Origin of the sequence: Pseudomonas sp. KCJK9058 (assembly GCF_046230975.1) — a bacterium.
Lineage (GTDB): Bacteria > Pseudomonadota > Gammaproteobacteria > Pseudomonadales > Pseudomonadaceae > Aquipseudomonas > Aquipseudomonas alloputida.
Genome location: NZ_JBJJLR010000010.1, coordinates 99,789 through 121,909 on the forward strand (window position 1 = coordinate 99,789; position 22,121 = coordinate 121,909).

A 22,121-nucleotide genomic window follows, 5' to 3' on the forward strand; every position below is an offset into this window, starting at 1 on the left:
TTGGCAACCGTTGAGGCGAGGTGGGTAGCGCGTTTGGCCTTGAGGTCACGCCCACTGGCTGCAGTCGGTTTTGCAGGCAGTGGGCGCAAATAGCGATGGATACGTGTGATTCCAAGCATGAGGTGCTTTGCTTCCTTTTCGTCATGGGTGATCCTTTTTCAGCCTTGCACGTATGCGCCGCGACATGCAAGGCTTGGCCTCCCGCTCGCATTGCGCAACAAGGTGAACCCCAATGACCCAAGCTACCGACCAGGCCTTTTACGATCGCGCCGATGCGCACATCGAACTGGCGAACCAGCAGATCGAAAAGTTCGAAGACCTGGGCAAGGTAAGCGCCTCGCTGACCTTCGGTGCCGCGCGCTTCAGCGCCTGGATGAGCGCCCGCAGCTTCAAAAGCGGCGCGGAGCTGGGTGCGGCACGGGAAGAGATTCTGAAGTACTTCTGCGATCAGTACCGGATGATGCTCGAGGACAACCTCGATGAGCATATCGAGCATTTTGACCGGTACATGCTGGGTAAGAACGACTAGTTTCTGTGCGAGATCTCGAAAGTTTCATCCAATGAAACGCGTGAATTATCGCCGCATGATGGCAATTTGATGTGTTACTTTGCTTTGTGCCTTATGGAGCTCCACGTAGAGCGGGAACCAATGATTCAGCGGATTCGCTCTATTGTGGCTGCGCAGGGGCGGCGCTTATGAACCATTTACGACGGTAGGTAACCCTTTCAAAACCATACTTTTTAAAGTGGGCATCAGTACGGTCATGGTTTCTGTTGCGACCGTCATCCAGCCATAGGTCGATTCTTAAATCACCTTTCTTGAAAACAGTCTTGCCCGCAAGATCATCGCGCAGGACAGGGTGGGGAAGAGCGTCATATGTCCCGTTTTTGCCTTTTTCCTTTATCAAGAAGTGATTGTAGGTCCCATCTTCCTGCTTCTTGTACACTGACAAGTTTTTTCCCCAGGTTTTTAAAAATGGTTTGAGTGGTTCCTTAGGTATCCCATGTTGTTTCAGAAATTGAGTAAGACCTGTTTTACGCCAAGGCATCATTAGCTTAATGATGCTTATCCGGCCTGATGGGTCAAGCCTGTTTACCGGATCGCCCAGGCAATAACAGTATGTATTTACCCCACCCTGCCCAAACGGGCTCAACGCGTCTGGACTGAGAAATCGCATCAAGGCAGGGCTATAGTAGCGATGACCCTGGCCAAGACTATACGATTGTAAAATCTCGTCCTTCCACTCGCCATTGTACCCTAAGCACGCGTCTGGCCTGGCCCACAGTTCCCCGTAAGCTGTATAGGACAGCGGCTGTTTCTTCATTCGCCTCTCGTCGACAAATATTCGGTAATTAAAGTGTTCACCTGTGTGTTTCACGTCAGCATGCTTCCTAACAGTGCGCCTGCACAAAACCTGCTGCAGACAGCCTTTATTAGCAACTGGCAGTTTTACTAGGCTTTGTGCGCGCCGCTTCCCTCAGCGATTTGGCCATTTCTGCAGCAGGATCGAAACGAATTTCTCCGCAGCCGGCGACAGCGATGCGCCGCGCCGGTACACCAGCCCTAGCGTGCGGGTGACTTGCGGCTCGATCAACGGCACGCTCACCAGCGTGGGGTGGTCGGCATTGGGCATGGCCAGGCTGGGCATGGCGGACACGCCCAGCCCGGCCTCGACCATGCCCAGCGACGTGGACAGGTGTTGCACTTCGTAGAACCACTTGGGCCGCAGGTTGAGCCCGGACAACGCATGGTCCAGCAGCATGCGGTTGCCACTCAGGCGGCCGACGCCGATCAGGCGGTAATCAGCCAGCTCTGTCCAGGTAACGGAGGCGCGGTTCGCCACTGGGTGGTCACGCCGGCAGGCCAGTACAAAGTGCTCCTGCACCAGCGAGACAAACTCGATGTCCGGATGCTGGCCGCTCATCATGTTGATGCCGAAGTCGGCTTCGCCGCGCAGCACGGCTTCGAGCCCGTCGTTGGCGCTAAGGTCCAGCAGGCGAATGCGGATTTTCGGGTATTGCTCGTTGTAATCGCGGATCACCGACGGCAGGAAGTAAAACGCCGCGGTAGGAATGCAGGCGAGGGTAACCTGACCGGTCTGGCGCTCGGCCAGCTCGCGGATGCTGAGGATCGAGTCTTCAAAATCATCCAGCAGGCGCCTGGCCTTGGGCAGGAAGTCGCGGCCCACGCTGGTCAGGCTGACCCGGCGAGTGGTGCGTTCCAGTAGGGAGGTGCCCAGGCCTTCCTCCAGCTTCTTGATCCGCCGGCTGAGGGCCGGCTGGGACAGGTGAAGCGCTTCGGCGGCCTCATGAAAACTGCCAAGTTCGGCGATTTTCACGAAAGATCTGATGTCTTGCAGCTCATATTCCATAAGAAAACCTTCGACTGGCCTGGCGCTTTATTTATGTTTGAATCGCAATAATAGCTACGATATTTGCATTGGATTGATTTATCCATCCCTGTCACTCTTTTGCTCACAGCATCAATGATGTCCATTGATCAACAAGAGTGCGAAATCATGCAACGAATTCCTTGCGTACTCATGCGCGGCGGTACCTCCAAAGGGCCGTTCTTCCACGCCTGGGACCTGCCTGCCAATGTGGTCGAGCGCGACGAGTTGCTGATCAACCTCATGGGCTCTGGCCATGAGCTGGAAATCGACGGCATCGGTGGCGGCAGCCCGCAGACCAGCAAGGTGGCGATCATCAGCCCGTCATTGCACGCCGACGCCGACGTCGACTACCTGTTCGTGCAGGTGATGGTCGCACAGCGCCGGGTCGATACGGCCCCCAACTGCGGCAACATGCTGTGTGCGGTTGGGCCATTCGCCATCGAACAGGGGTTGGTAAAAGGCCAGGAAGGCAAGACCTTGGTGCGCATCCGTAACCTCAACACTGGCACCTTCGTCAATTCGTTGGTCGAAACGCCCGGCGGTATCGTGCGCTACGAAGGCCGCACGGCGATCGATGGGGTACCGGGCACTGCCGCCCCGGTGCACCTGACCTTCCTCGACGCGGTCGGCAGCAAGACCGGCAAGCTGTTCCCCACGGGCAAGGCCCAGGACGTGATTGATGGCGTGCCGGTGACCTGCATCGACATGGCCATGCCGATGATGGTGGTGGAGGCCAGCCAGTTGGGTGTCAGCGGCTCGGAAACCCCGGCTCAGCTGGACGCCGACAGCGCGCTGCTCGAACGCCTGGAAGCGTTGCGGCTGAAGGCCGGAAAGGCCATGGGCCTGGGCGATGTCAGTGGCATGGTCATCCCCAAGCCAGTGCTGGTGTCCAAGCCGCGCTACGACGGCACGCTGCAGGTTCGCTATTTCATGCCGCACAACTGCCATCGTGCCTTGGCGATCACTGGAGCGGTGGGGCTGGCGACTGCCTGCGTCAGCCCTGGCACCGTGATTGCCGACCTGTTGGGCGAAGGCGCGCAGCAACTGGCCGAGGTCCGCCTGGAGCACCCAAGTGGCGGCATCGATGTTGCGCTGACGCGCAGCGGTACTGAGGGCCAGACGATCCAGGCTTCGGTGGTGCGAACCGCCCGGCGGCTCTTCTCAGGGTTCGTCTACGCCCCTACATTCCGCAGGTTGGCCGGGTAGCTCCAGGCACCAATCCAGACCTGCACATTCGTAACAAGCGCATCCGCACAATTTCAACAATGGGTGATGCCATGAGACTCGCCAAATCGCTGTATTTCCAGATTCTCTGCGCCGTCCTGCTGGGCGTGGTGGTCGGACACTTCTGGGCGCAACAGGCCGTGGCCCTCAAGCCGCTGGGTGATGCGTTCATCAAGCTGATCAAGATGATGATCGCGCCGGTGGTGTTCTGCACCATCGTCACCGGCATCGCCGGCATGACCGACAAGCGTTCTCTGGGACGCTTGATGAGCAAGACCCTGCTGCTGTTCCTGGGGCTGACGGTGGTCAGCCTGGTGATCGGACTGGCGGCGGTCTATCTGTTCAAGCCAGGTGCCGGCATGAACATCGATCCTGCCACCTTGAGCACAGCGGGCCTGAGCCAGTACACCGCGTCGGCCGCCAAGCTGAGCGTGGTGGACTTCTTCATGCACATCATCCCGGACACCTTCATCGGTGCCTTCAACAAGGGTGAGGTCTTGCCGGTGCTGTTCATCGCCGTACTCAGCGGTTTCGCCCTCTCGTCGATGGGCGAAAAGGGCAAGCCGGTACTGGACGTGCTGGAGTCGGCCTCGACCATGGTGTTCCGCATCTTCGGCTACCTGATGCGCTTTGCCCCAGTCGGCGCTTTCGGCGCACTGGCATTCACCGTGGGCCAATACGGCATTACGTCCCTTGGCGCGCTGGCCAAGCTGGTGGGGACGTTGTACATCGCCTGCGCGTTCTTCGTGCTGGTGGTGCTCGGTGGCATCTGCCGGGCCCATGGCTTCAGCCTGTGGAAACTGCTGCGCTATTTCCGCGAAGAGTTCCTGGTTGTGCTGGGTACTTCTTCAACCGAGCCTGTGCTGCCGCGAATGCTCGAGAAACTCGAGAAGCTTGGGTGCAAGAAAGGCGTGGTTGGCCTGGTGCTGCCCACTGGCTACTCGTTCAACCTGGACGGTACTGCCATCTATCTGTCGTTGGCAGCCGTGTTCATCGCGCAGGCCTGCAACATCGACCTGAGCCTGGGCCAGGTGGTCACCATGCTGGCGATCATGCTGCTGTCCTCCAAGGGCGCGGCAGGTGTCACCGGCAGCGGTTTCGTGGCCTTGGCCTCGACCCTTACCGTGATCCACGACATACCCCTGGCCGGCCTGGCCCTGTTGATCGGGGTCGACCGCTTCATGTCGGAAGCCCGTGCGCTGACGAGTCTTGCCAGCAACGCAGTGGCGACGGTGGTGGTTTCGTTGTCGGAAAACGCCTGTGACCGCCAGACGCTGCACAGCCGGCTGAATGGCGAGCCGGTGGTCACCCCCGTCGCTGAATCGGCCGACTGGGTCGCCGAACCACACCGCCACGGCTGAGCCTCGACACCCTCAAGCTTTTCACAGGCCCCCACCAGGCGTTGCCGGGTGGGGGTCAGGGGGCCGTCTGCTCTGCAGGGGGCCACATAGACAATAAAAACAAGAGAACAAACCATGCTCGCACTTCTGGGCCTGATCATGGTGGTGACCTTCACCTACCTGATCATGAGTAAACGCCTGTCCCCGATCGTCGCGCTGACCATCGTGCCGATTGCTTTCGCCCTTGTTGGCGGTTTCGCGCCAGACCTGGGCAAGATGATGCTCGATGGGCTGAAAATGGTCGCACCGTCTGCCGCGCTGCTGCTGTTCGCCATCCTGTTCTTCGGCCTGATGATCGACGCCGGCCTGTTCGACCCGCTGATCCGCAAGATTCTCAAGCGGGTGAATGGCGACCCGATCAAGATCGCTATCGGCACCGCTCTGCTGTCGCTGCTGGTGGCGCTGGACGGTGATGGCACCACGACTTACATGATTACCTGCGCGGCCATGCTGCCGCTGTACAAGCGCATCGGCATGAACCCGATGATCCTGGCGACCGTATCGATGCTGTCATTGAGCATCATGAGCGGCATGAGCCCTTGGGGTGGTCCCGCCACCCGTGCCATTGCAGCGCTCGGTCTGGATGCGACCGAGTACTTCATTCCGATGTTGCCCACCGTCATCGGTGGGGCGGCGTGGGTCGTGTTCACCGCCTACCTGCTGGGCCGTGCCGAGCGCCGGCGTATCGGCAATATTGCCCTGGAGTCCGGTGGCGGCAATTGCTACATCAAGGAAATCCTTGGCGACAACCCGCACAAGCGCCCGCGCCTTGCCTATGTGAACCTGGTGCTGGTGATCGCCGTGATGACCGCGCTGGTGCTGGGGCTGATGCACGCGGCCATCCTGTTCATGATCGGTTTCGTCGCCGCACTGATGATCAACTACCCGCAGCTGGACCTGCAGAAAGAGCGCATCCTCGCCCATTCGGGCAACGCCATGACCGTGGTGCTGCTGGTGTTCGCCGCAGGCATCTTTGCCGGTATTTTCTCGGGTACCAAGATGGTCGATGCATTGGCCCAGACGCTGGTGGACTGGATTCCGGATGCGTGGAGCCACTGGTTCCCGCTGGTGGTGGCGCTGACCAGCATGCCGCTGACCTTCGTGCTGTCCAACGACGCGTACTACTTCGGCGTTGTGCCGATCCTGGCCAATGCCGCGGCCGCGTACGGCATCGACCCTGTAGAGATCGCCCGCGCTTCGGTGCTGGGGCAGCCGGTGCACCTGATGAGCCCATTGGTAGCCTCGACCCTGCTGCTGGTGGGCATGGTCGACCGCGACATCGGCGACTTCCAGAAAGCCACCGTGAAATGGGCGGTGCTCACCTCGCTGGTGATCACGGCGCTGGCACTGCTGACGGGCGCCTTGTCCTTCATGGTTTGAAGCACCCAGGGCGCCGCTCGGCGCCCCCTGACTCACCCAAGAACAACAACAGAGTAACCACTATGTCCCGATTTCCTCTCCGTGGGGCCACTTGTGGCCTGCTGTGCGGCTGGCTGCCTGTGGCCGGTGCCGCCGGTTTCATCGAAGACAGCAAGCTCAAGCTGCAGCTACGCAACGTGTATTTCAACGAGAACTTCCGCGACGAGCAGGGCATGAGCGCGCGCGCCGCCGCCACTGCCAAAAGCGAACGGGTGGAGTGGGCTCAAGGCTTTCTGCTCGACTACCAGTCGGGTTTTACCCAAGGCACCCTGGGCTTGGGCGTCGACGCCATGGGCCTGCTGGGCGTACGCCTTGATTCCGGCCGTGGGCGCAGCGGTACAGGGTTGTTGCCGGTGCATGACGATGGCCGCGCGGCCGACGAATTCGCCAGCGCCGGTATCACGGCCAAAGCCCGCCTGGGCAGCACCGTGGTCAAGCATGGCACCTTGCTGCCCAAGACACCGGTACTGGTGTACAACGATGCACGCCTGCTGCCGCAGACTTACCAGGGAACCCAGCTGACCAGCACCGACATCGACAACCTCACCCTTACCGCTGGCCACCTGGACCGCTTCAAACAACGCGACTCATCCAATAGTACCGGGTTGTACCTGGACGGGTATGGCGGCCCAGCGTCTGGCGACTTCAGCTTCGCCGGTGCTGACTATGCCGTCAGCAAGCAACTGCGCCTGAGTTATTTCCATGGCGAGCTCGAGCATTTCTACCGCCAGGACTTCGCCGGGCTGGTGCACGACCTGCCGCTGGGCGGCGGCGTGCTGACCACCGACCTGCGTTACTTCAAAAGCCGCGACAGCGGTACGGCGTATGGCGGTGGCATCGACAACGACATGTTCAGCGGCCAACTGTCGTACGCCCACTCCGGGCATACCGTCGGCGCAGGTTACCAGGTGCTCGATGGTGAAGCGGGGCTGCCGTATATCAGTGGGGCAACGGTCTATTCGTTCAGCAACGTCGGCATCGGCAAGTTCATCGAAGAGGAAGAGAAGACCTGGATGGCCAGCTACGCCTACAACTTCGCTGCCGCCGGGGTGCCGGGGCTGACCTTCATGACGCGCTACCTGAGTGGCGACAATGGCCGCTCAGGTGGCGAGGGCATCAAGGAATGGGAGCGTGACGCCGAGATTGCCTACGTGGTGCAGGGTGGGCCGCTGAAAGGGCTGGGCGTAAAGCTGCGAAACTATGTGTATCGATCAGATTTCGCCCGCGGCCGAGACAGCAATCGCCTTTACCTGACCTACGATATCGCCATCTGGTGATGGCGCAGGCCGGACAAGATATCCGGCCCTGAACCGCCTGAGGCGCCCTGGTTCAGCGGCGCAGCAGGCGAGAGACCACCAGTGTGACGGCGGCGGTGATGGCCAGTGCGGCGAAGGGCTTTTCCTTGACGAACGAGGACACCGTGTCCAGGGTGTCGCCGTAGGTCTTGGTCACCTGGCCTGCGGCCTGACGCGCATCGCCTTCGGCTTCCAGTGCCGGGTCTTCGACCAGGCGACCTACGGCGCTTTGCGCCTTGCCAGCCAGGTCCTCTGCTACACCTTCGATCTGTTCGCGTTTCATGATGGCTTAGTCCTTCCTGTGAGCGGCTTTGGGTTAACAGCACAGGGTTAGGGCGGTGAATCGCCGCAATGGTTCAAAGCGACTGTTTGTCACCTGCAGGTCATGCGCGCCGGCAAAGCGGCGCACCTGACATGAGCGTGCGAGGCTAGCGGGCCTTCTTTTCGAGGATTCGCGCCCCGGTCCCTTCCTTGCCCAGCACATCCTCGGGGTTGCGCAGCGGGCAGTCTTCCAGCGACAGGCAACCGCAACCAATGCAGTTGTCGAGGCTGTCGCGCAGTGCTTCCAGTGTGCGAATGCGGGCATTCAGGTCTTCGCGCCAGGCCGTGGACATCTCGCCCCATTGCGCGGCCGTGAGCTTGCTGTTGGGGGCATAACGGCTGAAGGCCTGTTTGATTTCCTCCAGCGCAATACCCGTGCGCTGGGCCACTTTGATGATCGCCAGGGTACGCAGCACCAGCGAGGGATAGCGGCGCTGGTTGCCTGCCGTACGGACGCTGGCGATCAGCCCCTTGGTTTCGTAGAAGTGCAGCGCAGATACCGCCACGCCGCTGCGCTTGGCCACTTCACCCACTGTGAGCATCCGTGTGTTGTCCGCTGCCATGCCTGTTGACCTCAAGTAAAGTTGAGCTTTTATAGTCCTGCCCGATCTTCCCTGCAACCGCTTTCCCTGTGATCGGAGCTGTGCATGAATAAACGGACGTTACTGGCCTGGGCCGGCGCTGTTGCCGGCGCGCTGGCCGCTGCCTATGCGCTGGTGGGAAGCGGCTCGGCGCCACCCGCTGCGGCGGTGTGGCCGGCGACCAAGGTGGCGCTGGCCACGGCCGAGCAGGTGCAACTGGCGCGGCAGCGCTTTGCTTCGGGGGAGTTGGAGGCGGTCAACCAGGTGCAGGTGGCGGCCGAGATGCCAGGGCGTATTACCCGCATCGCCTTCGAGTCGGGGCAGACAGTCGCGGCCGGGCAGTTGCTGGTGCAGCTCAACGACGCGCCCGAGCAGGCCCTGCGCGTGCAGTTGCAGGCCAGGTTGCGTAACGCTGACGTGGTGCTGCAGCGCAGCCGCAAACTGCGCGCGATGAATGCCGTGTCGCAAGAGCTGCTGGACAACGCTGCCACTGCCGTGGACGTGGCCCGTGGTGAGCTGCAGCATGTCGAGGCGCTGATCGCGCAGAAGGCCATTCGTGCTCCGTTCGCCGGCAAGCTCGGCATCCGCCGTGTGCATCAGGGCCAGTACCTGGGCGCTGGCGAGACCATCGTCAGCCTGGCCGACATCAGCCAGTTGCATGTGAACTTCGCCTTGGGCGAGCAGGCCGCCCCCGAAGTGCACGCCGGGCAAGTGCTGGCACTGACGGTGGACGCGGTGCGTGGGCAAGACTTCCAGGCGCGGGTGGTGGCGGTCGATCCGGTGGTCAGCACAGCACGCCTTGTGCAGGTACAGGCGGCCTTGTCGAACCCGCAAGGGCAGTTGCAGCCGGGTATGTATGCCGGCGTGCGGCTGGATGCTGCGCAGCCTTCGACCGTGCTGGCCGTGCCGGAAACCGCGATCACCTACACCGCCTATGGGCAGACGGTGTTTGTCGCGACCCAGGACCCGCAGCATGGCACCCGGGTGAGCCGGGTGCAGGTAACCACCGGTGAGCGCTGGCAGGGGCGGGTGGAAATCACCTCCGGCCTGACGCCCGGTGACCGTGTGGTGGTTTCCGGCCAGCTGAAACTGAGTGATGGCATGCCGGTCGAGCCAGTGGCGCAGGACAGCCTGCAGGCCAGCCAGGGAGGGCGGCAGTCGTGAGGTTTACCGACGTCTTCGTGCGCCGCCCGGTGCTGGCGCTGGTGGTCAGCAGCCTGATCATCCTGATGGGGCTGTTTGCCATGGGCAAGTTGCCGATCCGCCAGTACCCGTTGCTGGAAAGCTCGACCATTACCATCAGCACCGAGTACCCCGGTGCCTCCGCCGAGTTGATGCAGGGTTTCGTGACGCAGCCGATCACCCAGGCAGTGTCGTCGGTCGAAGGCATCGACTACCTGTCCTCGTCGTCGCAGCAGGGGCGCAGCCTGATCACCTTGCGCATGGTGCTCAACCGCGATTCGACCCAGGCGCTGGCCGAAACCATGGCCAAGGTCAACCAGGTGCGCTATCGCCTGCCGGAAAAAGCCTACGACCCAGTGGTGGAACTGTCGGCAGGTGACTCCACTGCCGTGGCCTATGTGGGGTTTGCCAGCGACAGCCTGTCGATACCGGAACTGAGCGATTACCTGTCGCGGGTGGTGGAACCGCAGTTCTCCGGTATCGACGGCGTGGCCAAGGTGCAGTCGTTCGGCGGGCAGCGCCTGGCCATGCGCCTGTGGCTGGACAGTGAGCAGATGGCCGGGCGCGGGGTGACGGCGGCGGACGTGGCGCAGGCGGTACGTGCCAACAACTACCAGGCAACGCCGGGCCAGGTGCGCGGGCAGTACGTGCTGGCCGATATCCAGGTGGACACCGACCTGACCCGGGTCGAAGACTTCCGTGAGCTGATCATCCGTAACGATGGCACCGACCTGGTGCGCCTGCGCGATATCGGCACCGTCGAGCTGAGTGCGGCGGCCACGCAGACCAGCGCCACCATGGACGGCAAACCTGCCGTGCACCTGGGGCTGTTCCCTACGCCCAGCGGCAACCCTCTGGTGATCGTCGAGGGTATTCGCCAGCTGCTGCCACAGATCCAGCAGACCTTGCCGCCTGGCGTGAACGTGGCGCTGGCCTATGAAACCGCACGCTTCATCGATGCGTCGATCCATGAAGTGCTGCGCACCTTGGTGGAGGCGATGCTGATCGTGGTGTTGGTGATCTGGCTGTGCCTGGGTTCGCTGCGCAGCGTGCTGATCGCGGTGGTGGCTATTCCGCTGTCGATGCTGGGGGCCGCGGGCCTGATGTTGATGTTCGGTTTCAGCCTCAACCTGCTGACCTTGCTGGCGATGGTGCTGGCCATCGGCCTGGTGGTGGACGATGCCATTGTGGTGGTGGAAAACGTGCATCGGCATATCGAGGAGGGCAAGTCGCCGGTCGCGGCAGCATTGGCCGGGGCGCGGGAAATCGCCGGGCCGGTGATCGCCATGACCCTGACCCTGGCGGCGGTGTATGCGCCCATTGGCTTGATGGGCGGGCTGACCGGCACGCTGTTCCGTGAGTTTGCCTTGACCCTGGCGGGGGCGGTGATCGTGTCCGGCATTGTGGCGCTGACCTTGTCGCCGGTGATGAGCTCGCTGTTGCTGCAGCCCGGTCAGCAGCATGGCGCCATGGCCACTCTCGCCGATCGGTTGTTTGGCACGCTGAGCGGGGCCTATGGACGGGTGCTGGCCTACACGCTGGCACACCGCTGGATCAGTGGCGGCGTGGCGTTGCTGGTGTGCCTGAGCCTGCCCTGGCTGTACCTGCTGCCCCAGCGCGAGCTGGCGCCACCCGAGGACCAGGCGGCGGTGCTGACCGCCATCAAGTCGCCGCAGCATGCCAGCCTCGAATACGCAGAACGCTTTGCGCTGAAGCTCGACCAGGTGATGAAGTCCATTGCCGAAACCACCGACACCTGGATCATCAACGGCACCGACGGCCCGGCCGCCAGTTTCGGTGGCATCAACCTCAGCGCCTGGCAGGCGCGCGAGCGTTCTGCGGCACAGGTGCAGGCGCAGTTGCAGCAGGCCGTTGCGGATATCGAGGGCAGCAGCATCTTCGCCTTCCAGGTCGCGTCGCTGCCGGGCTCCAGCGGTGGCCTGCCGGTGCAGATGGTGCTGCGCAGCGCCCAGGATTACCCCGAGCTGTTCCAGACCATGGAAGTGCTCAAGCAACGCGCCCGCGACAGCGGCCTGTTCGCCGTGGTGGACAGCGACCTCGACTACAATAACCCGGTGGTCAAGGTACGCGTGGACCGGGCCAAGGCGGCGAGCCTGGGCATCAGCATGCAGGCCATTGGTGAGTCGCTGGGGGTGCTGGTGGGCGAGCAGTACCTCAACCGCTTCGCCCTGTTCGGGCGCTCTTATGACGTGATCCCGCAGAGTATCCAGGACCAACGCCTGACGCCTGCGGCGCTGAGCCGCCAGTATGTGCGCGCCGAAGATGGCAGCCTGGTGCCGCTGGCCACGATGGTGCACCTGGATATCGAAGTGGCACCCAACCGCCTGTTGCAGTTCGATCAGCAGAACGCCAGTACCCTGCAGGCAATCCCGGCCCCGGGTGTATCGATGGGCAACGCCGTGGCATTTCTGGAACAGCTCACCGCCGAGCTGCCACCGGGCTTCAGCCACGACTGGCAATCGGAATCGCGCCAGTATGTGCAGGAGGGCTTTGCCTTGATGTGGGCATTTCTCGCGGCCCTGGTGGTGATCTACCTGGTGCTGGCGGCGCAGTACGAAAGCCTGGTCGACCCCCTGATCATTCTGGTGACCGTGCCGCTGTCGATCTGCGGTGCGTTGCTGCCGCTGGCGCTGGGCTGGGCCACGCTGAACATCTACACGCAGATTGGCCTGGTGACGCTGATCGGCCTGATCAGCAAGCATGGAATCCTTATGGTGGCGTTCGCCAACGAGATTCAGGTGCGCGACAACCTCGATCGTGCTGCCGCCATTGTTCGTGCGGCGCAAATACGCTTGCGGCCAGTGCTGATGACCACGGCGGCGATGACTTTTGGCGTGCTGCCACTGCTGTTCGCCAGCGGTGCCGGCGCCAACAGCCGTTTCGGGTTGGGGGTGGTGATTGTGTGCGGGATGCTGGTAGGGACCTTGTTCACCTTGTTCGTGCTACCGACGATCTACGCCTGGCTGGCACGCGATCACCGGGTGAGCACGGCGCGGGCGAGGCAGTTGGTCGAAGCTGAAAGGCAACTGGGGGTGCTGTAGGAGCGGCCTTGTGTCGCGAAAGGCCGCTCCTACAGGGATCGCGCGCGCCTTCGGGATGGATCAGGTGGGAGAGCGATCCCGGCGCATCTGGGTCACCAGGATAAAGCGGTCATCCGGGTGCACGGTCTCGGAAACCGCCATCAAATCACCATTTTCCTCGCGGTAATGGCGGATGATCTTCAGCCCCGGTGAGCCCGCCTCTGCCTTCAGCGCCCTGGCCATTTCCGCTGTCAGCAACACCGCGCGCACCTGCTGGTCGATCGCTGCGATCGCTCGGCCATAATGCTGTTCGATCAACCCGACAATGAGTTGGTCGGGGTGCTCGCGTGCCAGTTCGATGACCACGGTGTAGTCGCGCTGCGCATAAACGTCGGTCCAGCACAGCGGCGCGGCAGGGTCCTGCCGGTCGACGCGGATGCTCGACACGCAGAAGTAATGCTCCCCCGGCACCAGCCCCAGCCTCGCCGCCTCGCTCAGGTCGGCGACAAAGTGGCGCACGTCCTGGATTTCCCGCTGCTGGGTGTCTGCCAGGTGCGCCAGCTCAGCCACACTGGCCAACGACTGCGAATAGCCGCCGCGCGGGCTGCTGGCCTCCACCCGGGTGCCCACGCGCTTGCGGCGCGACACCAGCCCTTGGGTGAGCAACTGGTCGATAGCGGCACGCACTGTGTGCCGGCTCACATTGTAAAGGTCGCACAGCTCGAACTCGGTCGGCAGCAGGCTGCCTACTGGGTAGCGGCCGCTGGCAATCGCTTGCATCAAGTCTTTTGCCACGGTGGAGTAGCGCGTCGGGTTCATACCTTTGCTCGGGCTCGCCAATTTCATCGGTTGACAGTGTAACAGCGGCCGAATACCGAACGCTTCGGTCGCCCACAGAGGTCGATACTGTCTTCAATGCTGCTGTCTGGCCCGCAGCAGCAACGCTGCAAGGGCACACCCGACCAATGCCAGGCACGCCAGGTAGAACGCATCACTGTAGGCCATCAGGTAAGCCTCTCGTCGAATGGTCGCCGCCAACGCTTCCAGCATTTGCTGCTGAGGCGGCAGCCAGCTTTGCACCGTCTGGTTGATACGCGCCTGCACGCTTGGCTCGAACAGCGTCACCTGCTCGTGAATGCGCTCACTGTGAAAGCGTTCACGGGTCGCCACCAGTTGCGTCAACCCGGCCGTACCGATGGCGCCACCCAGGTTGCGCAACATCGAGAACACCGCCGAGGCTGAGCCGGCTTCACGCTTGTCCAGCCCGGCCACCGCCAGCACCGATAACGCAACCATGATGAAAGGCTGGCCAATACCGCGCACCACCGTGGACGGGATGATCACGTTGTCGGCACTGTCGGCGCTCAGGCTAGCCCCCAGCCAGCAGCCCAGCGCCATGATCAAAAAGCCGCTGGCGACCATGAACTTGGCACTGGTCCAGCCCATCAGCCGGGGCATCAACGGCGCCAGCAGCAGCTGCACCACGCCATAGGCGATCAGCGCCACGCCCACGTCGTGCGCGCTGAACCCCTGCAACTGCGACAGGTAGTTGGGCACCAGGAACACCAGGCCGAACGTGGCAGCGCCAAAGATGAACATCGCCACGCTGGCAACGCCGAAGTTGTAGTGCCCGAGCAAGCGCAGGTTGATGAACGCGCGCTGGCCGAACAGTTGGGTCACCACGAACACCACCAACGCAATGGCAGCGACCACGCTCATGCCGACAATGAGCGGCGAGCCGAACCAGTCCAGCCGACCGCCTTCTTCCAGCACGATCTGCAAGCCGCCCAGGCCGATCACCATGGCCGCGATACCCAGCCAATCACCTTTGCGTAACAGTTCGAGCTTCATCGGCTTGGCTTCGATCGACCAGGCGATGGCCAGCAGCAGCGCAATGCCGGGGAAAAGTTGCAGATAGAAGATCAAGCGCCACGAATAGGCATCAGTCAGCCAGCCGCCAATCGACGGCCCGGCGGCCTGCGCCACGCTGTTGGCCAGGCTGAACAGCGCCATGCCCATGGCCATCTTGCTGGCCGGCAGTTCGGTGATGATCAACTGGAACGACAGGGGAATCAGCACCGCGCCCGCAGCCCCCTGGATCACCCGGATTACGATCATCGCCTCCAGGTTGGGCGCCCATGAGCAGGCCACCGAGGCGATCAGAAAGATGAGCGAACCGGTCCACATCACCCGTCGCAGCGAGAACACTTCCACGAGCCAGGCCGTCAGTGGAATCATCACGATTTCCGCCACCAGGTAGGCGGTGGAAATCCATGAGCCTTCCTCGAAGCTTGCACCCAGCGAGCCGCGGATTTCCGGCAGGGCGGCGCTGGTGACATGCACGTTCATACCCGCCATGAAGCAGCCGAACAGGCCGCCAAGCACCGCTACCCAGGCACGCAGCGAGACCGTTTGCTCAGTGCGCATCGGCAACCTCTGCGGGGCGTGTGTCGACTGTACTGACCACCGACATGCCGGGCAGTACCTGCGGGCCATCCAGCGGTTTGTCGAGCAAAATGCGCACCGGGAAACGCTGGACGATCTTGGTGAAGTTGCCGGTGGCATTGTCCGACGGCAGCAAGGCGAAGACATTGCCCGAGGCTGGCGAAAAACTGGCCACATGGCCATGCAGTGGCTGGTTGGCGAAGCTGTCTACATGTATTTCTACCGGTTGCCCAGGGCGCATGCGGGCCAGTTGGGTTTCCTTGTAGTTGGCCACTACATAGGCCTGCTGTAGGGGCACCACAGCCAGCAGCGGCTGGCCCGGCACCACGTACTGGCCGGTGCGTACGCGGCGTTGGCCGACCACGCCGGTGATCGGCGCGCGGATCACCGTGTCCTGTTCGTCTTGCTCGGCAAGCTGTTGGTGGGCCAGGGCGCGTGCCAGGGCCGCTGCCCGTTGTTGCAGCTCGGCCTCGGCCTGGGCTGACCGGGCCTTGGCCATGGCCAGTTGAGCGCATTGCTGGCGCAGCGCGGCCTGGGCACCTTGCCGCGCGGCTTGTGCCTGGCTGGCATGGGCGCTGGCGGTTTCCAGGCGCTGCATGGTCGCTGCATCGTCACGCACCAGGCCACGGTAGCGTTGGACATCCAGTTCACTGCGGCGCTGTTCGGCGGTGGCGCTGCGCACGACGGCCTCGGCCTGCAGGATGGCTTGCTGTTGCTGGTCGATGCGCTCGGTCGCTACCTGTTGGCTGGCCTGGGCGGCGGCCAGTGCCGCCTGTGCCTCGGTCACGCCAGCCCGGGCCTGGTCGAGGCGGGCGCGGTAGTCGCGGTTTTGCAGGCGCACCAGCACATCACCGGCTTTTACCGGCTGGTCGTCAGCCACCTCGACCTTGGCTACGTAGCCCGCCACGCGTGGGCTCAGGGCCACCCAGTCGGCGCGGACGTAGGCATCGTCGGTGGTTTCCAGGTAGCGGCCGGTGCTGAACCAGTAGCAGGTGAAGGCCAGCAGGGTGATTGCGGCCAGGCTGCCGCTGGCGATGACTGCCAGGCGGCGACGGCTTCTAGCGCTCGGCCGCTGTTCAGTTTCGGCGGGTGAGGGTTTGTCTACGGCAACATTCATGGTTGGTTTCCATTCTCGAATTGGGCCTGCTGGCTGTCCGTTGTGGGAGCAACTGTCTTGCTCAATTTCTAAAAGCTGGCGCGTGAGGGAGCGGGCTTGCCCGCGAACACGGGCGAAGCCCGTGCCATCCACCGCGGTGTATTCTTCGCGGGTAAACCCGCTCCTACAGTGGGCGGTGCTCGCTGTTGGTCTTGCTTCTCGCTACCACCGCCCGCCCAGCGCGCGGAACAGGTTTACCTGCGCTTGCGCCAGGCGCCCTCGGGCTTCGGTGTGGCTGGCCCGCAGGCTGATCATTTCGCGCTCGCTGTCGAGCAGGGCCAGCCCGTCCACGGTGCCGGCACGGTAGTTACTCTGGGCCAGGGCAAAGCTGTGCTGGCTGTGCGCGAGGGCTGCGTCCAGCGCCTGCAACCGTTGTCGCTCGCCTTCGTAGCGGGCCAGTGCCTGGCGCACGTCTTTCAGCGCGCTCAGCGCCACGCCGTGGTAACGGGCGACCTGCGCCCGCTGCAATGCCTCGGCTTTGCTCACCCGTGCGCGGTTGGCCTTCAGGTTGGGAAATTCCCAGCGGATCAGCGGGCCAATGCCGAACATCACCGCGCGGCTGGCACCGAGGTTGGCAAGGTGATGCTCCGAAGACGTCAACGAAGCGCCGAAGCTGACCTTTGGGTAAAGGTCAGCCCGCACGATGTCGGTCTCCAGGGTGGCCGCTTGCAGTTCCCGTTCGGCCTGGCGCACATCTGGCCGGCGTTCGAGCAAATGCCAGCCATCGCCAGCCGGCAGCGGCGCCGACAGCGTGGGGATGGCTACGCAGGTCGTGGCTTCGGCCACCGAGGCCTGGCCACTGAGCATGCTCAGTTCGTAAAGCGCCATCTGCCGCCGGGCTGAGAGCATCGGCAGTTGCGCACGCACCTGCTCCCGCAAGCCCAACAGGCGCTCGCTGTCGAGGGCAGTGGCCACTCCGGCCTGGCGCTGACGCTGGCTGAGTTGCACGCTGTGGTCGAGGGTTTGCAAGGCCTGCTTCGCTGCCTCCAGGCGAGCCGCGTAGGTGCACTGGTCGATGTAGGCGCGGGTGGTCTGGGCGACTACCTGCAGGCGTACCAGGTCTAGTGCCGCAGCGCTGGCTTCGGCTTGCACCCGGGCACGTTGGATGGCGGCGCGTACCTGGCCCCAGATATCCACCTGATAGGCCAGCTCGATGCCCGGGTTGAATTGCCATTGTGACGGCGCGTTGCTGTCGGTCGCCTCGGCCAGCGTCTGGTCATCGGCGCTTCTTCCATAGGTAGCGGCAACGCCCATCGCGGTAGACGGCCAGCGCCTGGCGTCGAACTCGCCGATGCCGGCCAGCATGGCCTGCACGTTGGCCTCGGCCTGTGCCAGGCCTTGGTTGTGCGCCAGGGCTTGCTGTACCCAGCGATTGAGTTGGGGGTCTTGATACAGTGCCCACCAGCGTTCGGGCAGGGGCTGTTTGCTGACGCTGGCCGGCATGTTCGCCATCGCGTCTGCCTGCAGCGCTGGAGGTGGTTCGGCAGGCGTTGGTTGGTGGCCGCACGCCGCGAGTGCAGCGAGCATGCCGAGGGCTGTGGCAAGCCGGGCAGGGCCGGGAAATGAGTGCAGTAAGGGCATCACGATTGTCGCTCAAAGGTCGTGATGCGAGGTTAACGAGGGTTGCATGGGCGTCGCTGTCGCAAGCGGGACAACCCTGCGCGCAAGCGGGACAACCTGAGGCTCAGTGCTCGCGCGCGGTACCGTTTTGCCAATCACTCGGTGCATGACCGAGGATGCGCTTGAACATGGCAGTAAATGCGCTGGCGCTCTGGTAGCCGTGCTCCAGCGCAACGTTCAGGATCGGCTTGCCATCGGCCAGGCACTGCTGGCTGAGCATCACCCGGGCACGGGCGCGCCATTGGCCATACGACATGCCCACCTCGCGCTGGAACAGCCTGGCCACACTGCGGGCACTCATGTTCAGTTGTGCGCCGCATTGCTCCAGGGTCAGGTCCTGGGCCGGGTCCTGCAGGAAGCGCTCGCACCAGGCACGCAGGCGTGCGTGCTGCGGCGTCGGGACGAAGGCATCGATGCGCCGGGCGGCGGCGAGTTCGTACAGGATCAGCGCCCGAGCATGCGCGCCGTCGCGCAGGTTCAGCACCCGTGACGCCGCCAGGATCAGTTCGCGCAGCAGGCCGGACACGACGATGACCTGGCAGCGTTCGATGTGGGCATCGAGCAGCAAAGTGCGCATGCAGACCACGCCTTCCATGCGGATGGCATGGCTGACCCCGGCGGGCATCCACAAGGCATGCCCGCCGGGGATCACCCAGCTGCCGCCCTCGCTGCTGACCCGCATCACGCCGCTGGCGGCGTAAATCAGCTGGTCTTCGGCGTGGCAGTGGCTGGCCACTTCATCGCCGTGTCCGTAGTCCCTTTCCAGTGCTTGCATGCAGGCCACCCTCGTTATTGGATCCAATTATATCGGGGCGAACCTGTGCCGGGTTGCGAAGTGTGGGCGGCGAGCGAATTGCCATGGTTACAAATGGCTGTAAGGCGATTTTTTATGGTTAATTATTGCTGTGAAGTCAGCTACTACAGCTTGAAAGTTGTGAGTGTTGTTAAATCCAGACATCGCTCTCTGCTGTGCGATCCCCCCCTTCATGACCGGTATTCAGAATGCCCCGCGGTTCGATCATCATCAGTTTCGCTTCGCCTTGCGCGGCGGTCCGGTGCTCGACGCCGCGTGGCACCACATAGAGTTCCCCAGGGTTCACATGCACGCAGCCATCCGGCAGGTCGATACGCAGCGTACCTTCCAGCACCAGGAATGCTTCGTCGGTCTCCGGGTGCGCGTGCCAGATGAATTCGCCTTCGATGCGCACGACCTTGAACTGGTAATCGTTCATCTCGGCAACGACCCTGGGGCTCCATTGCTGTTCGATAAGCGCTGCCTTGTGGACCAGGTTCACTGGCAGGGAGGGGTGTGGGTGACGGGACTCAGGCATGACAGTTCCTCGGAAAGTGGAGTGGTCAGCCTATCGCGCCGGGCGAGTCCGGTTCTTGTACGATCCTGCACGTATGCTCCCACGGGATACGCGGGCGACTGCGGTTTCTCAGCGTGACGCTCGCAAACGCTCCAGCCAGCGTAAGGGCGGTACGCCGTAGCAACGGGTGAAGTGCCGGGTCATGTGGCTCTGGTCATGAAAGCCTGCGGCAAGGGCTGCCTCGACCAAGGTGAAGCCGTCCAGGATCATTCGGCGAAAGCAGTCGAGGCGGCGCAGGGTGACAAAGCGATAGGGGCTGGTGCCGTACAGCGTGCGAAAGTCACGCGACAGGCTCCAGCGTTCGCGGCCGCTGGCCTGTTCCAGCATGTCCAGTGTTATGCCCACATGCAGGTGTTCCATGATGAAGGCCCGGGCGCGTTCGGCTGCCTGGTAATCCAGGCGCTTGCGCCCGCGCGGCTTGCCGCCGACGGCCCGCAAGGCGATCGCCAGGTCATACAGGGCGTCCTGTTCTTCCAATGGCTCCAGCGCGTGGTCCACTGCCTGCACGAACGCTTCGCTGGCGTGGTACAGGCGAGGGTCGCTGGACAGCCCACCAGCGATGAAGGGCAAAGGCTGACCACCCAGCACGTTCTGGATCAGTGCCGGGTCGACGTAGGCCATGCGGTAGCGAAAGCCTGCGTCGGTGCCGGCCATGCCGTCATGCAGTTCGTCCGGGTGCAACACCAGCGTGTTGCCCGGTATGCCGTGGCGCAGCGAACCCTTGTAGTGGAAGCTTTGCACGCCGGCCAGCGTGCGGCCGATCGAATAGGTATCGTGGCGATGCGGGTCGTAGCCGTGGCTACCGAACCAGGCTTCGATACGCTCGATACCGCCCGGTTGGGCACTACGGATGACCCAGTCGGACGGCGGTAGGGGCTTCGCTTTACGGGCCATCGCGGTGAGTGCCTCCTGCTCACGCCCGGGTGGGCAAGCTCATGTGCAGCAAAGGGAACGGGCGACCTTCGCCATCCAGCGGTGAACGGCCGGTCTGGACGAAGCCATAGCGCTGGTAGAACGCTGTTGCCTGTGGGTTCTGCTCGTTGACATCGACACTCATCGCACTGCGTGACTGGCGGCCGAAATCCAGCAGTGCACGGCCAATGCCCTGGCCGTGGTGCGCTGGGTCGACGAAAAGCATTTCCACATGGTTTTCATTGAAACCGATAAAGCCCAGTGGCTGGTCATCGGTGTCTACCGCAACCCACAGCTCGACGGCCGGGAAGTACACGTCGCGCAGCTGCGGCAACAGTGCGTCGATGTCGGAGGGTTGCAGGAAGTGGTGCGTCGCGCGAACAGCGCGCAGCCAGATGTCGAGCAGCTGCGGGTAGTCTGCAGCGATGCCTTGGCGAATGATCATGGTGTCATCCTGAGTGTATTGATGGCGGATGGGCGCGCCAGTGAGCGGCGGCCATGCAAGTGTCGGCATCATGAATGACCGCTTCGCGAGTCAACGCCTGGGCGGTGCACGGCAGGGGAGGCCGGAAGGGAAGAGCGCCGAAGATTACCCCGGTCGCGCAGTAGGGGGCAATGGCGATCGCATAGGTGCAGTGCAGGTTTCGACTCGGCTAGGATGCATGTCGATGCCGGAATTGAACCCGAACAACAAGCACGGCCCGGGAGCACCCATGAACCGCAACGAACTGCGCAAAGCCGATATCAACCTGATGGTGGTGTTCGAAGCGCTGATGCAGGAACGCAACCTCACCCGTGCCGCGGAGAAGCTGTTCGTCGCCCAGCCCACGGTCAGCGCCGCGCTGGCCAGGTTGCGTGCGATGTTCAACGACCCGTTGCTGGTTCGAGTGGGCAACCGCATGGAGCCCTCGGCCAGGGCCGAAGAGGTGATCAAGTACCTCACGCCAGCCTTGGATGCGATGTCTGTCGCCCTCAGCATGACCCATGATTTCGACCCGCTGACCAGCAAGATGACCTTCCGCATCGGCTTGTCCGATGATGTCGAGTCGGGCCTGCTGCCGCCGCTGTTGCGGGCGCTGCGGGTAGAGGCGCCGAACGTGGTGGTGGTCGTGCAGCATGTGGACTATTGGCGCATTCCGGACCTGCTGGCGGCGGGCGACGTGACGGTGGGTATCAGCCAGACCAAGGGCCTGCCCGCCAATGCCAAACGCAAGGTGCTACGCACCCTGCAAGCCAGGGTAGTGCGGGCCGACAAGTCCAGCACGCCGCTTTCACTGGATGAGTTTTGCCAACGCCCGCATGTCCAGGTTTCGCCAACCGCCAACACCCAGGGTGTGGTCGATGACTGGTTGAAAGACATCGGCCGTGAACGCAAGGTGGTGTTGTCGGTGCCGCAGTTCAGTTCGCTGCCGGCGATTCTGGCCGGTACCGACCTGCTGGCCTGTTGCCCGGACTATGCCGCACAGGGTATGGAACGCTGGGGCAACCTGCAGGCCGAGACGCTGCCGTTCGAGACTGCTGCACTGGAGCTGGCCATGGTCTGGTTGAGCACCACCGACAGCGACCCGGCCGAGCGTTGGCTGCGTAGTCGCCTGGAGCACTACATGGGCGGACTACGGGAAGCGGTCATGGGATGATGGCTTTGCATCGTGCTGCACCTGGCTGCCGATGAAGTGAAAGTGTCGCAGATGTACCCGCGCGCCGGGTGCAGTTTGATCAGTCACTTTCGTTGGCCTGTTGAGGTGCAGAGCGCTTGCGTGGT

The 22,121-nt window shown here is 62.9% G+C and carries 20 protein-coding genes; 8 read left to right on the top strand and 12 right to left on the bottom strand.

The window, feature by feature from the left end; genetic code table 11:
- Positions 1–232 precede the first annotated feature (232 nt).
- Positions 233–529 carry a DUF3144 domain-containing protein gene (locus ACK59Z_RS08690; protein WP_004577437.1) on the top strand — a complete coding sequence of 99 codons (297 nt, stop codon included), beginning with the start codon at positions 233–235 and terminating at the stop codon, positions 527–529.
- Positions 530–668: 139 nt separating this feature from the next.
- Here ACK59Z_RS08690 and ACK59Z_RS08695 read toward each other — a convergent pair whose 3' ends face one another.
- Complete coding sequence (locus tag ACK59Z_RS08695) at positions 669–1,325, bottom strand: RHS repeat-associated core domain-containing protein (RefSeq protein ID WP_409292811.1); 657 nt, start codon at positions 1,323–1,325, stop codon at positions 669–671.
- Positions 1,326–1,478: 153 nt separating this feature from the next.
- Entirely contained in the window at positions 1,479–2,372 is an 894-nt protein-coding gene (locus tag ACK59Z_RS08700; RefSeq protein WP_409292813.1) for a LysR family transcriptional regulator, read from the bottom strand.
- A gap of 147 nt (positions 2,373–2,519) precedes the next feature.
- Between ACK59Z_RS08700 and ACK59Z_RS08705 the strand changes: the two genes are divergently transcribed.
- From ACK59Z_RS08705 to ACK59Z_RS08720, 4 genes are all read left to right on the top strand, one after another.
- On the top strand, positions 2,520–3,599 hold the full coding sequence (locus ACK59Z_RS08705; RefSeq protein ID WP_108190893.1) for a 4-oxalomesaconate tautomerase: 1,080 nt from the start codon (positions 2,520–2,522) through the stop codon (positions 3,597–3,599).
- 71 nt (positions 3,600–3,670) lie between these two features.
- Entirely contained in the window at positions 3,671–4,978 is a 1,308-nt protein-coding gene (locus ACK59Z_RS08710; RefSeq protein WP_012053211.1) for a dicarboxylate/amino acid:cation symporter, read from the top strand.
- A gap of 114 nt (positions 4,979–5,092) precedes the next feature.
- Positions 5,093–6,397, top strand: coding sequence for a CitMHS family transporter (locus ACK59Z_RS08715; RefSeq protein WP_409292816.1), 1,305 nt, complete (start codon positions 5,093–5,095; stop codon positions 6,395–6,397).
- A gap of 62 nt (positions 6,398–6,459) precedes the next feature.
- On the top strand, positions 6,460–7,713 hold the full coding sequence (locus tag ACK59Z_RS08720; RefSeq protein ID WP_108190891.1) for an OprD family porin: 1,254 nt from the start codon (positions 6,460–6,462) through the stop codon (positions 7,711–7,713).
- A gap of 52 nt (positions 7,714–7,765) precedes the next feature.
- Here the strand turns inward: ACK59Z_RS08720 and ACK59Z_RS08725 are convergent, their stop codons facing one another.
- Together ACK59Z_RS08725 and soxR are read right to left on the bottom strand one after the other, a co-directional pair.
- The gene (locus tag ACK59Z_RS08725; protein WP_003247275.1) at positions 7,766–8,014 is read right to left on the bottom strand and encodes a CsbD family protein; all 249 of its coding nucleotides are present in this window, start codon (positions 8,012–8,014) and stop codon (positions 7,766–7,768) included.
- 145 nt (positions 8,015–8,159) lie between these two features.
- Complete coding sequence (soxR, locus tag ACK59Z_RS08730) at positions 8,160–8,615, bottom strand: redox-sensitive transcriptional activator SoxR (protein ID WP_004577443.1); 456 nt, start codon at positions 8,613–8,615, stop codon at positions 8,160–8,162.
- An 84-nt stretch (positions 8,616–8,699) separates the two neighbouring features.
- Here soxR and ACK59Z_RS08735 point away from each other — a divergent pair, with 84 nt between their 5' ends.
- On the top strand, positions 8,700–9,797 hold the full coding sequence (locus ACK59Z_RS08735) for an efflux RND transporter periplasmic adaptor subunit (RefSeq protein ID WP_003247277.1): 1,098 nt from the start codon (positions 8,700–8,702) through the stop codon (positions 9,795–9,797).
- Positions 9,794–12,877, top strand: coding sequence for a MexW/MexI family multidrug efflux RND transporter permease subunit (locus ACK59Z_RS08740; protein ID WP_108190889.1), 3,084 nt, complete (start codon positions 9,794–9,796; stop codon positions 12,875–12,877). The genes ACK59Z_RS08735 and ACK59Z_RS08740 overlap by 4 nt, the downstream gene beginning before the upstream one ends.
- A gap of 60 nt (positions 12,878–12,937) precedes the next feature.
- Here the strand turns inward: ACK59Z_RS08740 and ACK59Z_RS08745 are convergent, their stop codons facing one another.
- The 8 genes from ACK59Z_RS08745 to ACK59Z_RS08780 all read right to left on the bottom strand — a co-directional run bounded on the left by ACK59Z_RS08745 (position 12,938) and on the right by ACK59Z_RS08780 (position 20,804).
- Positions 12,938–13,675 carry a GntR family transcriptional regulator gene (locus tag ACK59Z_RS08745; RefSeq protein WP_108190888.1) on the bottom strand — a complete coding sequence of 246 codons (738 nt, stop codon included), beginning with the start codon at positions 13,673–13,675 and terminating at the stop codon, positions 12,938–12,940.
- A 93-nt stretch (positions 13,676–13,768) separates the two neighbouring features.
- A complete protein-coding gene (locus ACK59Z_RS08750; RefSeq protein WP_108190887.1) occupies positions 13,769–15,283 on the bottom strand; it encodes a DHA2 family efflux MFS transporter permease subunit in 1,515 nt (504 codons plus the stop codon).
- Positions 15,273–16,418: an HlyD family secretion protein gene (locus ACK59Z_RS08755; RefSeq protein ID WP_108190886.1), complete on the bottom strand. Its 1,146-nt coding sequence runs from the start codon at positions 16,416–16,418 to the stop codon at positions 15,273–15,275. Before ACK59Z_RS08755 ends, ACK59Z_RS08750 begins: the two co-directional genes overlap by 11 nt.
- Positions 16,419–16,619: 201 nt before the next feature.
- Positions 16,620–18,038: an efflux transporter outer membrane subunit gene (locus ACK59Z_RS08760; protein WP_108190885.1), complete on the bottom strand. Its 1,419-nt coding sequence runs from the start codon at positions 18,036–18,038 to the stop codon at positions 16,620–16,622.
- Positions 18,039–18,141: 103 nt separating this feature from the next.
- Positions 18,142–18,852, bottom strand: coding sequence for a helix-turn-helix transcriptional regulator (locus tag ACK59Z_RS08765; protein WP_047604559.1), 711 nt, complete (start codon positions 18,850–18,852; stop codon positions 18,142–18,144).
- Between the two features lie 169 nt (positions 18,853–19,021).
- The gene (locus ACK59Z_RS08770; RefSeq protein ID WP_047604560.1) at positions 19,022–19,408 is read right to left on the bottom strand and encodes a cupin domain-containing protein; all 387 of its coding nucleotides are present in this window, start codon (positions 19,406–19,408) and stop codon (positions 19,022–19,024) included.
- Between the two features lie 108 nt (positions 19,409–19,516).
- Positions 19,517–20,341 carry an AraC family transcriptional regulator gene (locus ACK59Z_RS08775; protein WP_108190884.1) on the bottom strand — a complete coding sequence of 275 codons (825 nt, stop codon included), beginning with the start codon at positions 20,339–20,341 and terminating at the stop codon, positions 19,517–19,519.
- Positions 20,342–20,360: 19 nt separating this feature from the next.
- Positions 20,361–20,804 carry an acetyltransferase gene (locus ACK59Z_RS08780; protein WP_004577450.1) on the bottom strand — a complete coding sequence of 148 codons (444 nt, stop codon included), beginning with the start codon at positions 20,802–20,804 and terminating at the stop codon, positions 20,361–20,363.
- 268 nt (positions 20,805–21,072) lie between these two features.
- Here ACK59Z_RS08780 and ACK59Z_RS08785 point away from each other — a divergent pair, with 268 nt between their 5' ends.
- Positions 21,073–21,996 (top strand): LysR family transcriptional regulator, encoded by a 924-nt coding sequence (locus ACK59Z_RS08785; RefSeq protein WP_064490993.1) that lies wholly within the window; start codon positions 21,073–21,075, stop codon positions 21,994–21,996.
- Positions 21,997–22,121 lie beyond the last annotated feature (125 nt).

What these genes read in the sequence shown, in the direction of transcription:
- ACK59Z_RS08690 (WP_004577437.1), top strand. Translation starts at nt 233, where the DNA reads ATGACCCAAGCTACCGACCAGGCCTTTTACGATCGCGCCGATGCGCAC.
- ACK59Z_RS08695 (WP_409292811.1), bottom strand. Translation starts at nt 1,325, where the DNA reads ATGAAGAAACAGCCGCTGTCCTATACAGCTTACGGGGAACTGTGGGCC.
- ACK59Z_RS08700 (WP_409292813.1), bottom strand. Translation starts at nt 2,372, where the DNA reads ATGGAATATGAGCTGCAAGACATCAGATCTTTCGTGAAAATCGCCGAA.
- ACK59Z_RS08705 (WP_108190893.1), top strand. Translation starts at nt 2,520, where the DNA reads ATGCAACGAATTCCTTGCGTACTCATGCGCGGCGGTACCTCCAAAGGG.
- ACK59Z_RS08710 (WP_012053211.1), top strand. Translation starts at nt 3,671, where the DNA reads ATGAGACTCGCCAAATCGCTGTATTTCCAGATTCTCTGCGCCGTCCTG.
- ACK59Z_RS08715 (WP_409292816.1), top strand. Translation starts at nt 5,093, where the DNA reads ATGCTCGCACTTCTGGGCCTGATCATGGTGGTGACCTTCACCTACCTG.
- ACK59Z_RS08720 (WP_108190891.1), top strand. Translation starts at nt 6,460, where the DNA reads ATGTCCCGATTTCCTCTCCGTGGGGCCACTTGTGGCCTGCTGTGCGGC.
- ACK59Z_RS08725 (WP_003247275.1), bottom strand. Translation starts at nt 8,014, where the DNA reads ATGAAACGCGAACAGATCGAAGGTGTAGCAGAGGACCTGGCTGGCAAG.
- soxR (WP_004577443.1), bottom strand. Translation starts at nt 8,615, where the DNA reads ATGGCAGCGGACAACACACGGATGCTCACAGTGGGTGAAGTGGCCAAG.
- ACK59Z_RS08735 (WP_003247277.1), top strand. Translation starts at nt 8,700, where the DNA reads ATGAATAAACGGACGTTACTGGCCTGGGCCGGCGCTGTTGCCGGCGCG.
- ACK59Z_RS08745 (WP_108190888.1), bottom strand. Translation starts at nt 13,675, where the DNA reads ATGAACCCGACGCGCTACTCCACCGTGGCAAAAGACTTGATGCAAGCG.
- ACK59Z_RS08750 (WP_108190887.1), bottom strand. Translation starts at nt 15,283, where the DNA reads ATGCGCACTGAGCAAACGGTCTCGCTGCGTGCCTGGGTAGCGGTGCTT.
- ACK59Z_RS08755 (WP_108190886.1), bottom strand. Translation starts at nt 16,418, where the DNA reads ATGAATGTTGCCGTAGACAAACCCTCACCCGCCGAAACTGAACAGCGG.
- ACK59Z_RS08760 (WP_108190885.1), bottom strand. Translation starts at nt 18,038, where the DNA reads ATGCCCTTACTGCACTCATTTCCCGGCCCTGCCCGGCTTGCCACAGCC.
- ACK59Z_RS08765 (WP_047604559.1), bottom strand. Translation starts at nt 18,852, where the DNA reads ATGCAAGCACTGGAAAGGGACTACGGACACGGCGATGAAGTGGCCAGC.
- ACK59Z_RS08770 (WP_047604560.1), bottom strand. Translation starts at nt 19,408, where the DNA reads ATGCCTGAGTCCCGTCACCCACACCCCTCCCTGCCAGTGAACCTGGTC.
- ACK59Z_RS08775 (WP_108190884.1), bottom strand. Translation starts at nt 20,341, where the DNA reads ATGGCCCGTAAAGCGAAGCCCCTACCGCCGTCCGACTGGGTCATCCGT.
- ACK59Z_RS08780 (WP_004577450.1), bottom strand. Translation starts at nt 20,804, where the DNA reads ATGATCATTCGCCAAGGCATCGCTGCAGACTACCCGCAGCTGCTCGAC.
- ACK59Z_RS08785 (WP_064490993.1), top strand. Translation starts at nt 21,073, where the DNA reads ATGAACCGCAACGAACTGCGCAAAGCCGATATCAACCTGATGGTGGTG.